This is a genomic window from Amycolatopsis granulosa (assembly GCF_011758745.1).
Taxonomy (GTDB): Bacteria; Actinomycetota; Actinomycetes; order Mycobacteriales; family Pseudonocardiaceae; genus Amycolatopsis_E; species Amycolatopsis_E granulosa.
On sequence record NZ_JAANOV010000001.1, the window covers coordinates 3,528,778 to 3,542,370 of the forward strand.

General features: G+C 70.2%; 14 protein-coding genes. 4 read left to right on the forward strand and 10 right to left on the reverse strand.

What is annotated here, in order from left to right; genetic code table 11:
• Window positions 1-27: 27 nt before the first annotated feature.
• Entirely contained in the window at window positions 28-522 is a 495-nt protein-coding gene (locus tag FHX45_RS17225; protein ID WP_167102734.1) for a MarR family winged helix-turn-helix transcriptional regulator, read from the reverse strand.
• Between the two features lie 340 nt (window positions 523-862).
• Between FHX45_RS17225 and FHX45_RS17230 the strand changes: the two genes are divergently transcribed.
• Window positions 863-2,035 (forward strand): globin domain-containing protein, encoded by a 1,173-nt coding sequence (locus tag FHX45_RS17230; RefSeq protein ID WP_208405962.1) that lies wholly within the window; start codon window positions 863-865, stop codon window positions 2,033-2,035.
• A 7-nt stretch (window positions 2,036-2,042) separates the two neighbouring features.
• Window positions 2,043-2,738 (forward strand): dienelactone hydrolase family protein, encoded by a 696-nt coding sequence (locus FHX45_RS17235; protein ID WP_167102740.1) that lies wholly within the window; start codon window positions 2,043-2,045, stop codon window positions 2,736-2,738.
• Window positions 2,739-2,842: 104 nt separating this feature from the next.
• On the opposite strand, the gene FHX45_RS17240 is transcribed toward FHX45_RS17235, so the two are convergent.
• The 5 genes from FHX45_RS17240 to FHX45_RS17260 all read right to left on the reverse strand — a co-directional run bounded on the left by FHX45_RS17240 (window position 2,843) and on the right by FHX45_RS17260 (window position 7,915).
• Window positions 2,843-3,280 (reverse strand): heat shock protein transcriptional repressor HspR, encoded by a 438-nt coding sequence (locus tag FHX45_RS17240; protein ID WP_167102744.1) that lies wholly within the window; start codon window positions 3,278-3,280, stop codon window positions 2,843-2,845.
• Window positions 3,277-4,452: a molecular chaperone DnaJ gene (gene dnaJ, locus FHX45_RS17245; RefSeq protein WP_167102747.1), complete on the reverse strand. Its 1,176-nt coding sequence runs from the start codon at window positions 4,450-4,452 to the stop codon at window positions 3,277-3,279. The genes FHX45_RS17240 and dnaJ overlap by 4 nt, the downstream gene beginning before the upstream one ends.
• 33 nt (window positions 4,453-4,485) lie before the next feature.
• Window positions 4,486-5,181 (reverse strand): nucleotide exchange factor GrpE, encoded by a 696-nt coding sequence (gene grpE / locus FHX45_RS17250; RefSeq protein ID WP_167102750.1) that lies wholly within the window; start codon window positions 5,179-5,181, stop codon window positions 4,486-4,488.
• Window positions 5,178-7,043 carry a molecular chaperone DnaK gene (gene dnaK / locus FHX45_RS17255; RefSeq protein ID WP_167102753.1) on the reverse strand — a complete coding sequence of 622 codons (1,866 nt, stop codon included), beginning with the start codon at window positions 7,041-7,043 and terminating at the stop codon, window positions 5,178-5,180. The genes grpE and dnaK overlap by 4 nt, the downstream gene beginning before the upstream one ends.
• A 200-nt stretch (window positions 7,044-7,243) precedes the next feature.
• The gene (locus tag FHX45_RS17260) at window positions 7,244-7,915 is read right to left on the reverse strand and encodes a DUF4097 family beta strand repeat-containing protein (RefSeq protein WP_167102756.1); all 672 of its coding nucleotides are present in this window, start codon (window positions 7,913-7,915) and stop codon (window positions 7,244-7,246) included.
• A 156-nt stretch (window positions 7,916-8,071) separates the two neighbouring features.
• Between FHX45_RS17260 and FHX45_RS17265 the strand changes: the two genes are divergently transcribed.
• The gene (locus FHX45_RS17265) at window positions 8,072-8,608 is read left to right on the forward strand and encodes a YbhB/YbcL family Raf kinase inhibitor-like protein (protein WP_167102759.1); all 537 of its coding nucleotides are present in this window, start codon (window positions 8,072-8,074) and stop codon (window positions 8,606-8,608) included.
• A gap of 52 nt (window positions 8,609-8,660) precedes the next feature.
• Here the strand turns inward: FHX45_RS17265 and FHX45_RS17270 are convergent, their stop codons facing one another.
• From FHX45_RS17270 to FHX45_RS17280, 3 genes are all read right to left on the reverse strand, one after another.
• On the reverse strand, window positions 8,661-9,581 hold the full coding sequence (locus FHX45_RS17270) for a hypothetical protein (protein WP_167102761.1): 921 nt from the start codon (window positions 9,579-9,581) through the stop codon (window positions 8,661-8,663).
• Between the two features lie 70 nt (window positions 9,582-9,651).
• The gene (locus tag FHX45_RS17275; RefSeq protein ID WP_167102764.1) at window positions 9,652-10,212 is read right to left on the reverse strand and encodes a TetR family transcriptional regulator; all 561 of its coding nucleotides are present in this window, start codon (window positions 10,210-10,212) and stop codon (window positions 9,652-9,654) included.
• Window positions 10,209-10,532, reverse strand: a complete 324-nt coding sequence (locus tag FHX45_RS17280; protein WP_167102767.1) for a DMT family transporter — start codon at window positions 10,530-10,532, stop codon at window positions 10,209-10,211. The genes FHX45_RS17275 and FHX45_RS17280 overlap by 4 nt, the downstream gene beginning before the upstream one ends.
• 144 nt (window positions 10,533-10,676) lie before the next feature.
• On the opposite strand from FHX45_RS17280, the gene FHX45_RS17285 reads away from it, so the two are divergent.
• Window positions 10,677-12,962, forward strand: coding sequence for a (Fe-S)-binding protein (locus FHX45_RS17285; RefSeq protein WP_167102770.1), 2,286 nt, complete (start codon window positions 10,677-10,679; stop codon window positions 12,960-12,962).
• Between the two features lie 66 nt (window positions 12,963-13,028).
• Here FHX45_RS17285 and FHX45_RS17290 read toward each other — a convergent pair whose 3' ends face one another.
• The gene (locus tag FHX45_RS17290; RefSeq protein WP_424923813.1) at window positions 13,029-13,160 is read right to left on the reverse strand and encodes a hypothetical protein; all 132 of its coding nucleotides are present in this window, start codon (window positions 13,158-13,160) and stop codon (window positions 13,029-13,031) included.
• Window positions 13,161-13,593: the final 433 nt, after the last annotated feature.

The window sequence follows — 13,593 nt, forward strand, 5'->3', positions numbered from 1 at the left end:
GGTTCGCTGTCGTGCTCACTTCTGCGATCACTTCCTCTTCTCCGCCGGGGCGGACGCGCAGGGGACCGGCGCGTGGCCGAGGGCCTCGCGCAGTCCTTGGTTCATCAAGGTCAACCGGTCGGTGAGTCCTTCGACCTCGTCGTCGGTCCAGTCCGCGAGCGCGCGCTGGATGAAGTCGACGTGCAGTGCGCGCCAGCGCTCCAGTTCGGCGAGGCCCGTCTCGGACAGGCTGATCAGGCTGGCCCGGCCGTCCTCGGGCGCGGGCCTGCGCACGATGAGGCCGGCGGCGGCGAGCTGGGCGATCTGCCTGCTGACCACCGAGATGTCGACCATCTTGCGTTTCGCCAGTTCCGATGGGCGGCTTTCGCCGTGCACGTGGAGTTCGGACAGCAGCATGGCGGCCGCGGGGTGCAGGCCGTCGTGCTCGCGCTGCCAGGACTGCGTGATCCAGGCGTGCTGGAGCTGTCCGGCCGCGCGCAGCGCACGCATCAGCTGGACGGCCCTCTCTTCGCGGTCCCCCATCGACCCACCTCCAGGTTGGTTGTCATATACAACTATAGAGTGGGTAGTTGTATGCCACAACTATCTAAGTAGGTGATGTGTCCCACGGGTTCTCCCGAACCACCCGGAAGGAGCAACTTCGCGTGGATCCGCATCCGGGCCGGATACTCTGCGACCGGCCGGTAACTCGTTCGCGAGCCGGCGACTGACTGAGCGGGGTGGATTATTCATGATCGTTTTCACGGCGAACGGGTGCTCTGGCCTGCTGCTGCATGGCGCGCGGCCGCGGTTGCGCGTTCATGAATAATCGATCGCGAGCATGACCGAGCACCCCGGCGCACCCCGGAGCAGCCCCGCACCCATGACCGCCGACCCCGTCAGTCCCGTACCCCGGTCCGTGCACCGGCAGGCGCCGCCTGCCGTCACGGCGATGGTGCGCCTGATCCGGGACTCCTGGGCGAAGGCCGAGCCGTACCTGCCCGAGGTGACCCAGTTCTTCTACGGGATGCTGTTCACCCTCGCCCCGGCGACGCGGGACTTCTTCCCGATCAACATGGAGGTGCAGCGCAACCGCATGGTGCGTGCGCTGGTCCACGTCGTGCAAATGGTCGACCAGCCCGACGACCTGGTGCCGTTCCTGCGGCAGCTCGGCCGCGACCACCGCAAGTTCGGGGTCGTGCCGAGCCACTACGAGGCGGTCGGCACCGCGCTGCTCGCGGCGATGAAGACCCAGCTCGGACCGGACTGGACCGACGAGGTCGAACGCGCGTGGGCGGAGGCGTTCACGATCATCGCCCGTCAGATGCAGGCAGCGGCCGCCACCGACACCAACCCGCCGAACTGGTCCGCGCGGGTGGCCGAGCACCGGCGGCTGACCTGGGACCTGGCGATGGTGCGGCTGGAGCCGGACCAGCACATCCCGTTCCGCCCCGGGCAGTACCTGAGCGTCGAGGTGCCGCAACGGCCGCGGCTGTGGCGGTACCTGTCCCCGGCGAACGCACCCCGCCCGGACGGCTCCGTGGAGTTCCACATCCGCGCCGTCGAGGGCGGCTGGGTGTCGCGGGCCATCGTGAGCCACACCCAGCCGGGGGACGTGTGGCGGTTCGGGCCACCGGTGGGCACGCTCGGCGTGGACCGGGACAGCGGCCGGGACGTGCTGATGGTCGCCGGCGGCACCGGGGTCGCGCCGATGCAGTCCATGCTCGACGACCTGTCCCAATGGGGCGAGAACCCGAAGGTGCACCTGTTCTACGGCGGCCGCACGTGGGAGGACCTGTACGCGCTGGAGATGTTGCGGATGATCGCCTCCTGCAACCCGTGGCTGACCGTGACGCCGGTGGTCGAGTCCGGGCCGCGGCCGGTCGGCGGCGAGGAGGGCACCCTGGCCGACGCGGTGACCCGGTACGGCGCCTGGCCAGGGCGGGACGTGCTGGTCGCGGGCTCGCCGGCGATGATCCGGGCGACCGTGTCGCGCATGCTGGTGGCCGGCACCGCGCTCGACCAGATCCGGTACGACCCGTTCACCATCGACTAGTCCGCGCATGGAGATCCCGGTCTCGGACGGCACCATCCGCGGGCACCTGGCCACGCCGCGGCGGGAGGTCGCCGGCGAGCCGCCGTGGCCCGGAGTCGTGGTGGTGCACGACGTGGTGGGCCTGTCGCGGGACGCGCGCAACATCACCGACCGCTTTGCCGCCGCGGGGTTCCTGGCGCTGGCCCCCGACCTGTACTCGCGCGGCGGGTTCGTCCGGTGCGTGCGGTCGGTGTTCCGGGAGCTGACCGCCGGCCGCGGGCGGGCGTTCGACGACCTCGGTGCCGCCCGGTCCGTGCTGGCCGCCCGGCCGGACTGCACGGGACGCGTCGGCGTGGCGGGGTTCTGCATGGGCGGCGGGTTCGCGCTGGTGGCCGCCTCCCGCGGGTTCGCCGCGTCCGCGCCGTACTACGGGCCGCTGCCCGCTGACCTGTCCGCTTTGGACGGAGCTTGCCCGGTCGTGGCTTCCTACGGCGGGAAGGACCGGTGGCTCAAGGGTGCCGCGGCGAAGCTGGACGCGGCGCTGTCGGCGCGTGGCGTCCCGCACGACGTGGTGGAGTACCCGACGGCCGGGCACAGCTTCGCGAACCAGTTCCCCGGCCCGGTCGACGTGCTGCTCAAGATCGCCGGGATGAGCTACGACCGCGACGCGAGCGAGGACGCCTGGCGCCGGGTGCTCGCCTTCTTCGCCGAGCACCTCCGCTGACACCCAGGACGACAGCAGCCGCCGGGGCCGGCGCTGGATGGTCCACAGTGGACGTCCCGGAGTGGATCGCCCCGGCCAGGGGGGATCGCCCCTCGGCGAACCGGTCATCGCCGCCGGCGTGGCTTCCAGACCACCAGCGCCGTTTCCTGCCTCATCGGCACCAGATCCTTGCGGTAGGACCGGTGCACCGCCGCCGCGGCCTGCTCGGCCGCCGCGTACGCGGTGGCGATCTCCTCGGTCAGTTCGGCGATCCGGGACCGTAGCGCCTCGACCTGGTTCTCCAGCTCGATGATCCGTTTGATGCCCGCGAGGTTCACGCCCTCCTCCTGGGACAACCGCTGCACCTCACGCAGCAGCGCGATGTCCCGCATGGAGTAGCGCCGCCCGCCGCCCGCGGTGCGCCCCGGCGACACCAGGCCCAGCCGGTCGTAGGACCGCAGCGTCTGCGCGTGCAGGCCGGACAGCTGCGCGGCCACCGAGATCACGAAGACCGGGGTCTCCTCGTCCGCCCCCTGCGGCAATCCGCCGAACACCTCGATCAACTCCTCTCGCGGAGCAGTTTCGTGATCTCCGGGCGCGGATCGTGCTTCTCGGCGATCTGCGCGTACGCCTCGAGCGACTCCCGCTCCGCGGACTCCAGCCGGGACGGCACGGCCACCTGCAGCGTGACGAGCAGGTCGCCCTGCGCACCGTCCCGCTTGCGGATGCCCTTGCCGCGCACCCGCAGGACCCGGCCGCTGCCGGTGCCCGCGGGCACCTTCACCGAAACCTTCCCGTCCAGCGTCGGCACCGTGATCGTCGTGCCGAGCGCCAGCTCGTGGTAGGCCACCGGAACCGTGATCGTCAGGTCGTTGCCCGAACGGCCGAACACGGGGTCCGGGTTCACGTGCACCCGGACGTAGAGGTCACCGGCCGCGGCGCCGCCCCGGCCCGGTTCACCCTGGCCGGCCAGCCGGATGCGCTGGTTGTCGTCCACCCCGGCTGGCACCCGCACCGTCAGCGTGCGCGTCTGGATGCTCACACCCTCGCCGCCGCACTCCGGGCACGGGTCGTCGATGATCCGGCCGCGGCCGCGGCAGTCGCGGCACGGCTCGGAGAACGCGAACGCCCCCTGGCTGCGGCTCACCAGCCCGGATCCCTGGCAGGTGGGGCAGGTGCGCGGCGAGGTGCCCGGGCGGGCACCGTTGCCGTGGCAGGTCGAGCAGGTCGCCGGACTGGACAGCCGCAGCGGCAGGGTCGCGCCCCGCACCGCCTCGGCGAAGTCGATCCGCACGTCCGTCTCGACGTCGGCGCCGCGCTGGCCCCGTGCCGTCGTGCCCTGCTGGCCGCGCCGGCCGAACAGGCCGCCGAGGATGTCGCCGAGCCCGCCGAAACCGCCCTGCGCGCCAGCGGTCTGGCCGAAGATGTCGCCGAGGTCGAAGCCGCCCGCGCCGCCGCCGGCACCGGGGAAGCCGAAGCCACCGGGACCGCCGCCCGACCCGAACAACTGCCGCGCCTCGTCGTACTCCTTGCGCTTGGCCGGATCCGACAGGACGCCGTACGCCTCCGAGACGGCCTTGAACTTCTGCTCGGCCTCCGTGTTGCCCGGATTGGCGTCCGGGTGGTTCGCCCTGGCCAGCTTGCGGTAGGCCTTCTTGATCTCGTCCTGTGAAGCGTCGGAGGAGACGCCCAGCTCACGGTAGAAGTCCTTACCGATCCACTCCCGCGCACTCACCGGACGTCTCCTCCTCTCGCTGTCGGAACAGGGTTACTGCTGTGTGTTCTCATCCGGCAACTGCTCGACCGGTAGCTCACCCTCGACCGGGCCGTCGCCCGGCTCGTGATCGGTGACGCCCACCAGCGCGGCCCGCAGCGTGCGGTCGCCGAAGCGGTAGCCGCGGCGCAGCACGGTCGTCACCGTCGGCCCGGACACGTCCGGCGAGGTGCTGTGCTGCACGGCCTCGTGGACGCTCGGGTCGAAGGGGTCGCCCTCCGCGCCGAACGGCTCGAGCCCGATCCGCTGCAGGCTCGCGACCAGCTTGTCCGCGACCGCCTTGAACGCGCCGGTGAGATCACCGTGCTGCTCGGCCCGTTCGAAGTCGTCGAGCAGCGGGAGCAGCTCGCCCACCACGGTGGCCTTCGCCGCGGAGACCACGGCCTCCCGGTCGCGGTCCACCCGCTTGCGGTAGTTCGCGAACTCCGCCTGCAGGCGCTGCAGGTCGGCGGTGCGCTCCGCGAGCTCCTTCTCGACCTCGGACGGCGCGGCCACCGCGTCGTCCACGATGGACTCGCCGAGCGATGGCCCGGCGGAGGCCGCCGGGGCGTCCTGGGTGGACGCTTCGGCAGCCTCCGGCTGGGTCCGCACCTGACCGGTCTCCGGGTCGATCTTGCGCCGGTCCCGGACGACCAGGGGCTCGGTGACCGGCTCCTGCTCGTCGATCTCGTTCGAGTGGCGTCCCGTCACTTCTTCTCGTCCTCGTCCACGATCTCGGCGTCCACCACGTCGTCGCCGCCCTTGCCCTCAGACGAGCCCGACGCGCCCGACGCGCCCGAGTCGGCGCCCGGAGTGGCGCCGCCGGACTGCTGCGCGTTCGCGTACAGGGCGGTGCCCAGCTCCTGCGACGCGGTGTTCAGCTTCTCGATGGCTTCCTTGATCTTGGCCGTGTCGGTGCCCTTGAGCGCCTCGTTGGCCTCGTCGATCGCGGTCTTGACCTTGCCCTTGAGGTCCTCGGGCAGCTTGTCGTCGTTGTCCTTGACGAACTTCTCGGTCTGGTAGACCAGCGTCTCGGCCTGGTTGCGGGTCTCGGCCTCCTCGCGGCGCTTGCGGTCCTCCTCCGCGTGCGCCTCGGCGTCCTTGACCATCCGGTCGATGTCCTCCTTCGGCAGCGCGGAGCCACCGGTGATGGTCATCGACTGTTCCTTGTTGGTGCCCAGGTCCTTCGCGGTGACGTGCACGATGCCGTTCGCGTCGATGTCGAAGGTGACCTCGATCTGCGGGACGCCGCGCGGGGCCGGCGGGATGCCGGTCAACTCGAACATCCCGAGCTTCTTGTTGTGCGCGGCGATCTCGCGCTCGCCCTGGAACACCTGGATCTGCACCGACGGCTGGTTGTCGTCCGCCGTGGAGAAGATCTCCGACCGCTTGGTCGGGATGGTCGTGTTGCGCTCGATGAGCTTGGTGAACACGCCGCCCTTGGTCTCGATGCCCAGCGACAGCGGGGTCACGTCGAGCAGCAGGACGTCCTTGACCTCACCCTTGAGCACACCGGCCTGCAGCGCCGCGCCGACCGCGACGACCTCGTCCGGGTTCACGCCCTTGTTCGGCTCCTTGCCGCCGGTCAGCTCCTTGACCAGGTCGGACACCGCCGGCATGCGGGTGGAACCGCCGACGAGCACCACGTGGTCGATCTGGCCGACCGAGATGCCCGCGTCGCGGATGACGTTGTTGAACGGTGCCTTGGTGCGGTCCAGCAGGTCGGAGGTGATCCGCTGGAACTCCGCCCGGGACAGGTTCTCGTCCAGGAACAGCGGGTTCTTGTCCGCGTCGACCGTGATGTAGGGCAGGTTGATGTTGGCGCTGCTCGAGCTGGACAGCTCGATCTTCGCCTTCTCCGCCGCCTCGCGGATGCGCTGGAGCGCCATCCGGTCCTTGGTCAGGTCGATGCCGTGGCTGGCCTTGAACTTGTCCACCAGCCAGTCGACGATCCGCTGGTCCCAGTCGTCACCACCGAGGTGGTTGTCACCGCTGGTGGCACGAACCTCGACGACGCCCTCGCCGATCTCCAGCAGCGACACGTCGAAGGTGCCGCCACCGAGGTCGAAGACCAGGATGGTCTGCTCCTTCTCGCCCTTGTCCAGGCCGTAGGCCAGGGCGGCCGCGGTGGGCTCGTTGACGATGCGGAGCACGTTCAGGCCGGCGATCTGACCGGCCTCCTTGGTGGCCTGCCGCTGCGCGTCCTCGAAGTAGGCGGGGACGGTGATGACCGCGTCGGTGATCTCCTCACCGAGGTAGGCCTCGGCGTCGCGCTTGAGCTTCATCAGCACGCGGGCGCTGATCTCCTGCGCCGTGTAGGCCTTGCCGTCGATCTCGGTCTTCCAGTCGGTGCCGATGTGCCGCTTCACGGACCGGATCGTCCGGTCGACGTTGGTGACGGCCTGGTTCTTCGCCGGCTGGCCGACCAGCACCTCGCCGTTCTTGGCGAATGCGACGATGGACGGGGTGGTCCGGGAGCCTTCGGAGTTGGCGATGACCGTCGGCTCGCCGCCCTCCAGGACAGCGACGACCGAGTTGGTCGTGCCGAGGTCGATGCCGACCGCTCGCGCCATGGTGTGTTCCCTCCTGGTGTGCCTTGTGCGCAGCTCTTGAGCTGCGGTTTCGCGCCCGCGTTGAGCGCTTCCCACTCAAGTTCTATCTCGGGCGCGCGATGGGCGTCAACCAGACTTGAGTGCTACTCGCTCAACCTTTCTGACAGGGTAACGAGCGGGTTCGCGCCGTTGTTCCCGGCGTCCCGGAACTTCCCGGGGGATCAAGCCTGCGCCACCGACACATCGCCGCTGGTGCTGCTGACCTCGAGGACGTGCTGGGCGGCCGGGTCCTGCGCCACGTCGATGTGCCGGTCGCCGCTCATGGTGTTCCCGGAGACGCGGTAGCGGTCCCGGGGAACGACGACGCGGACGTCGCCGCTGGCGGTTTCGGCCCGCACGTCCTGCGGGACGCTCAACCGCACCTCGATGTCGCCGGATTTGGCGTTGGTGGTGACCGGGCCAGTGACATCGCGAACCTCGATGTCACCGGAGCTGGTGCGCAGGTCGGCCGAGGCGGCGCCGTAGACGGTCAGGTCGCCGGAGCGGACCTCGCCGTTCACGGTCGTCCCCCGGGGCGCGACGATGTCGTAGTCGACCGTGCAGTCGCGGCCGCATCCGTCGAGCCGGAGCCGCCCGCCGTCGACGGTGAAGGCGTCGCCGGGCCGGTCACCCCGGTAGTGGTACGTCTGGTGCACCGAGGTGGTGGCCGTGTCCTCGATGCGGACGCGCACGTCTCCCGAGTCGTTGTCGATCTGGACCACCGAGACCGGCTGGGTGACGTCGGCGCTGGCTTCCGCACGGGCCGAGTTCGGCCACCAGTTCCACCCCAGCGCGATCCCGGCCCCGACGACGATCAAGGCGACCCCGCCGATCGCGAGTGCAGGCTTGCCCATTGCGTCCTCCCGGATCACGTTTTCGTTGTGGATCACGCTATGGCACGCGGTGGGCCACCGGTATCGGGGAAGCCCCCGGTTCCACCCGGGGGTCACCCGGAATCGCACTAGGGTGATCAGCGGCCCCTGCGGCCACACTGTGACGAGGAGGAATCGATGCCACAACCGCCGAACCCCTACGAATTCCTGCCGTCGGTGCCGTCCTTCACCGTGCGCAGCGACGACATCGCCGACGGGGAGACGCTCGCCGCTCCGCAGTTGAGCGGCATCTTCGGCGTCCCGGGTGGCGCCGACCGGTCACCGCACCTGGCGTGGGAGGGCTTCCCCGCCGAGACGAAGAGCTTCGCCGTGACCTGCTACGACCCGGACGCCCCGACGGCCAGCGGCTTCTGGCACTGGGCCGTGTACAACATCCCCGCCTCGGTGACCGAGCTGCCCTCCGGCGCCGGTGACGGCTCCGGTCTGCCGCCGGGGGCCGTGACGCTGACCAACGACGGTGGGGTGCGGCAGTTCCTGGGCGCCGCGCCGCCGCCCGGGCACGGGCCGCACCGGTACTTCTTCGTCGTGCACGCCCTGAACGTCGAGTCGCTGGACCTGCCCGACGGTGCGACGCCGGCCTTCCTCGGCTTCAACATGTTCGGCACGACCGTCGGCCGGGCGACGATCACCCCGGTGTACGAGAACAAGGGCTGACGCGCCGCGCGGTGGCGTCGCGGGCCGGCGGCGCCACCGGGGCCCCGGCAGCTCACGCGGTGACGTCGGCCGGTAGCCGGCCGCTCGGGCGCTCGGTGATGATTTCGATGTCCGGTGAGCCGTCGAGCCGCAGCGCGCAGGGCACCAGGTCGCCGCTCGCGTCGGGCGAGGTGCGCACCCACTCCTCGATCTCCCCGGCCCAGGCCGAGCTCGCGCCCGCCACGACGATGTGGTCCGGGCTGATCAGCCCCACCACCACGGTGTCCTCGCCGACCTTCCCGGCGGCGTTCTCGTGGAAGTCGTCCAGCACGATCGCGGACCCGGCGCACAGGTTGTCGTCGCCGCGGCCCAGGGTGAGCAGGGTGCCCTTCTCCGCATCGGTGTACGTCCTGAGGACCAGCCCCCGCTTGAGGTTGGTCATCGCTTCGCCCGCCAGCGCCAGGTACTCGTCCTCGCTCATCGCCTCGACCGTGTTCCGCATCAGGTGGAGCATGCCGACCCGGCCGGCGGAGGTGACCGTGGTCCGCGCGAAGCCGAGGTAGAGCCTGCCCGCCACCACCGGCACGGAGGCGTAGTGCTCCAACGGGCTGTCGTGGGTGTGCAGGACGGGCAGCCATTCGCCGTCTTCCCCGTCGTCCGCGACCGTCTCCTCGGCGCGCTCCCGCGCTGCTTCCTCGGCGGCCCGCGCCATCACCTCGCCCGCGTGTGCCAGTGCCGCGCTCCAGTCGTCACCCTCGGGGCGGTCGAACTGGTGGGTGCGCTCGACGCGGCCGAACATCCCGGCCAGGAAAACCCGGTCCACCCGGGACGGCTGCCACAGGCAGTGCACCCTGGTCACGTCCGTGGCCTGGATGTTGCGCTCCGCCTGCACCTGGCGCCACGCCTGCCGCACGGCGTCCTCGTCCTTCGCCGGCGCAACTCCCCGGGCCAGATCGTCCTCCCTGCCCTTGACCTGGAAGATGACGATGTTCATGTCCATGTCCACGCGTTCTGGACGTGGTTGAACCATGTTCGGTTGCCCGTTCAACGCGGGCTTGCCCGGTTCAACGCGGTTTGAGAAGGTACTCCACCGTCGGCCGCAGCTCTTCCGCCGTCGGCGGCTCGTCGTCGATCAGGCCCTGGATGAGCAGGCCGTCGATGCCGGCCAGGAACACCCGCAACGCCACCAGGTCGTCCGGCCGCACCATCGACGTCAGCACGTCCAGCCACCGCCGTGCGGCGGGCCGCAACTCCGGTCGCCGCGCGGCCAGCAGGTACAGCTCGTACTCCGCCATCGTCCGGCCGCGCCGCGGTCCGAGCGCCTCCGCCAGTAGCGTGGCCACTTCGGACGCCCCGCGGCTGCCCCGGGAGCGCGCCCGGTCGATCGTCCAGTACACCTCGGTCGCCATGTCGCGCGCGCACGAGATCAACGTCGCGATCAGCAGGTCGTCCAGTGTTTCGAAGTGGTACGTCGTCGAGGTCGTGGGCACCCCGGCCTCCGCGGCCACCGTCCGGTGCGTGACCCCGGCGACCCCGTCCCGCTCGATCACCCGCAGTGCCGCGTCGATGATTTCCTGCCGACGCTTCTCGCCGCGCGCCCGGCGGCCGTCGCGCTGCGGTTTCACGCCGAGCCCACCTCGATCAGCACGACCCCGCCGATCACCAGCGCCAGCCCGGCCACGATGGTCAGGTTGACCGTCTCCCCGAGGAACAGCACCCCGATCAGTGCGACGGCCGCGACGCCCACCGCCGCCCAGATCGCGTACGCCACCCCGACCGGCATCCCGCGCTTGAGCACGCTCGCGAGCGCGGCGAACGCGACGAGGTACCCGGCCACCACGACCAGCGAGGGCCACAGTTTGGTGAAGCCCTCCGACAACTTCATCGAAACAGTAGCGGTGACCTCGGCCGCGATGGCCAGAGCGAGGAGCAAATAGGCAACCATCTCGTTAAACTACCGGTACGATCGTCCCGGTATCCAGCGAGTCCTACGCCACACTCGTGGGACTCGAGTCGCGCCGATCGGTTACTCATGGGTAAATCCGGTTAGGCTCCCGCCAACCCACCACACGGACGAAAGGCCCCGATCATGGGTGCACTGCAGATCACGCTGGGCGTGGTCGGCGTCGCCGTAAGCATCGTCGCTTGGATCATGTTCGGCACCGGCGTGTACCGGATGGTCCGGATCATCCGGCTCGGACAACCGGACGGCACGCGCAACGGCCCGTTCGGGCCGCGCCTCGCCACGCTGATCAAGGAGTTCGCCGCCCACACGCGGATGAACAAGTTCCGCCACGTCGGCCCCTGGCACTGGCTGGTCATGTGGGGCTTCCTGATCGGCTCGCTGTCCTGGTTCGAGGCGTACGGCGAGACGTTCGACCCGCACTTCCACTGGCCGGTCATCGGCGCCTGGAGCATCTGGCTGCTGCTCACCGAACTGCTCGGGCTGGGCACCGTGGTCGGCGGCCTCGCCCTGGTGGTCGTCCGCCAGCTCAACCACCCGCGCCGCGCCGACCGGCAGTCGCGCTTCGCCGGGTCGAACTTCAAGCAGGCCTACTTCGTCGAGACCGTGGTGATCGTCGAGGGCCTGGGCATCCTCGGCGTGAAGGCGTTCAAGATCTCCAGCGGCATCGAGGACCCGGCGCTGTGGACGAGCTTCGTCACGAAGCCGCTCGCCGAGATCCTGCCGGCCAGCACGGTCGCGGTCACCATCACCGCGCTGGTCAAGCTGCTGTCCGGGATGATCTGGCTCTACGTCGTGGGCCAGACGCTGACCATGGGCGTGGCCTGGCACCGGTTCAGCGCGTTCTTCAACATCTACTTCAAGCGCGAGGACGACGGCGGGGTCGCGCTGGGCCGGCTCAAGCCGATGATGAGCGGGGGCAAGCCGCTCGACTTCGAGGAGGCCGACCCGGAGAAGGACGTCTTCGGGGCCGGCCGGGTCGAGGACTTCAGCTGGAAGGGCTGGCTGGACTTCACCACCTGCACCGAGTGCGGCCGCTGCCAGTCGCAGTGCCCGGCGTGGAACACCGGCAAGCCGTTGTCGCCGAAGCTGGTCATCACGCAGCTGCGCGACCACGCCTACGCGAAGGCGCCGTACCTGCTCGCCGGTGGCAAGAAGGACGTCACCGGGGAAGAGGTGGGCCTGACCGGCGAGAACCCGTACGCCGGCATCGACGTGCTCGCCCTGGCCGAGGCGGAGCGGCCGCTGGTCGGCGATGACGGCGGTGTCATCGACCCGGACGTGCTCTGGTCGTGCACCACCTGCGGTGCCTGCGTCGAGCAGTGCCCGGTGGACATCGAGCACGTCGACCACATCGTCGACATGCGGCGCTACCAGGTGATGATCGAGTCGAACTTCCCGACCGAGCTGAACGGGATGTTCAAGAACCTGGAGAACAAGGGCAACCCGTGGGGCCAGAACGCCAAGGACCGGTTGGCCTGGGCGGAGGACCTGGACTTCGAGGTGCCGGTGTTCGACGGCGAGCTGGGCGACACCGAGTACCTGTTCTGGGTCGGCTGCGCCGGTGCGTTCGAAGACCGCGCGAAGAAGACGACCCGCGCGGTCGCCGAGCTGCTGCACATCGCCGGGGTCAAGTACGCGGTGCTCGGCCCGGAGGAGTCCTGCACCGGTGACCCGGCCCGCCGCGCCGGCAACGAGTTCCTGTTCCAGATGCTCGCGCAGCAGAACGTCGAGGTGCTGAACTCGGTGTTCGAGGGGCGCGAGCCGGGCAACCGCAAGATCGTCGCGACCTGTGCGCACTGCTTCAACACCCTCGCCAACGAGTACCCCGAGCTGGGTGGGCAGTTCGAGGTGGTGCACCACACGCAGCTGCTGAACCGCCTGGTGCGGGAGAAGCGGCTGGTGCCGGTGGCGCCGATCGCGGACGACGTCACCTACCACGACCCGTGCTACCTCGGCCGCCACAACAAGGTGTACGAGGCGCCGCGTGAGCTGGTCGGCGCGTCCGGCGCGCAGTTCCGCGAGATGCCGCGGCACGGGGACCGGTCGATGTGCTGCGGCGCGGGCGGTGCCCGGATGTGGATGGAAGAGAAGATCGGCAAGCGGATCAACATCGAGCGCGTGGACGAAGCGCTCGGCACCGCACCGTCGAAGATCGCGACCGGCTGCCCGTTCTGCCGGGTGATGCTCACCGACGGGGTGACCGCGCGGCAGAACGACGGCAAGGCGAGCGAGAAGGTCGAGGTCGTGGACGTCTCGCAGCTGCTGTTGTCGGCGGTCAAGCGCCGCCCGCAGCCCGAACCGGCGCCCGGCGCGGAGTCGCTGCCCGCCGTCGAGTCGGACCCGCTGGAGGCGGACGCCCGGACCGACAAGGTGCCCACCGGAACCCCGCTGCCCGCCGAGGACAAGTAGCCCGGCGAGCTCGGACCGCGGGGGCGCCACCGGAACTGGTGGCGCCCTCGCGCGTAAGAGACCAGCTCAGTCGCGCAGGGCGGCGGCTGCTGCCGCGGACATCGTGGATTTGATCGTTCCCAGCGTGCCGGTGTCCTTGCCGGCCGGCGCGCGCACCCGATAACCGGGCAGCTGCTCCGAGATCAGAGCCGGCGGCACCGGTCACAGCGCGGCTCGGGCGTCCAGGCCCGCGCCTGCGCGCCGAGTTCCGCGCGGATCCGGTGGCGCGGCTTGACGTTTCCGGCCTCGTCCTGCCACGGCGTGCCGAACACCCGCATTTCGCGTCGCCGTTCCCCGCACACCGGACAGCGCACGCGGCGGAAGACCCGACGGCTCGCCACCTGGCCGTGCCGCCCTCCCGACATGTCACCCCTTCCGCACCCGGAAGTTGGACGAGCCGGAATGCTATCCACAGTGTGCCGCGGCGAGCACGAGTGGAGCCGGCCCGGTGCGTCCGCGACAGTGGGCGGGCGGGCTCGACGTGATGCTTCCGCGTCCCGCCGGCCACCTCAATAGCCCGATCGAGTCAAACCGGCCAACCGGGACACCAAGGTATTTCGGGCCAATGAGGCCATAGGTCGTGCGGACCGCA

Excerpts from the sequence above, each read along its gene's own strand:
- FHX45_RS17230 (WP_208405962.1), top strand. The coding sequence starts at position 863 with ATGACCGCCGACCCCGTCAGTCCCGTACCCCGGTCCGTGCACCGGCAG.
- FHX45_RS17225 (WP_167102734.1), bottom strand. The coding sequence starts at position 522 with ATGGGGGACCGCGAAGAGAGGGCCGTCCAGCTGATGCGTGCGCTGCGC.
- FHX45_RS17265 (WP_167102759.1), top strand. The coding sequence starts at position 8,072 with ATGCCACAACCGCCGAACCCCTACGAATTCCTGCCGTCGGTGCCGTCC.
- dnaK (WP_167102753.1), bottom strand. The coding sequence starts at position 7,043 with ATGGCGCGAGCGGTCGGCATCGACCTCGGCACGACCAACTCGGTCGTC.
- FHX45_RS17285 (WP_167102770.1), top strand. The coding sequence starts at position 10,677 with ATGGGTGCACTGCAGATCACGCTGGGCGTGGTCGGCGTCGCCGTAAGC.
- FHX45_RS17235 (WP_167102740.1), top strand. The coding sequence starts at position 2,043 with ATGGAGATCCCGGTCTCGGACGGCACCATCCGCGGGCACCTGGCCACG.
- FHX45_RS17280 (WP_167102767.1), bottom strand. The coding sequence starts at position 10,532 with ATGGTTGCCTATTTGCTCCTCGCTCTGGCCATCGCGGCCGAGGTCACC.
- FHX45_RS17270 (WP_167102761.1), bottom strand. The coding sequence starts at position 9,581 with ATGAACATCGTCATCTTCCAGGTCAAGGGCAGGGAGGACGATCTGGCC.
- FHX45_RS17260 (WP_167102756.1), bottom strand. The coding sequence starts at position 7,915 with ATGGGCAAGCCTGCACTCGCGATCGGCGGGGTCGCCTTGATCGTCGTC.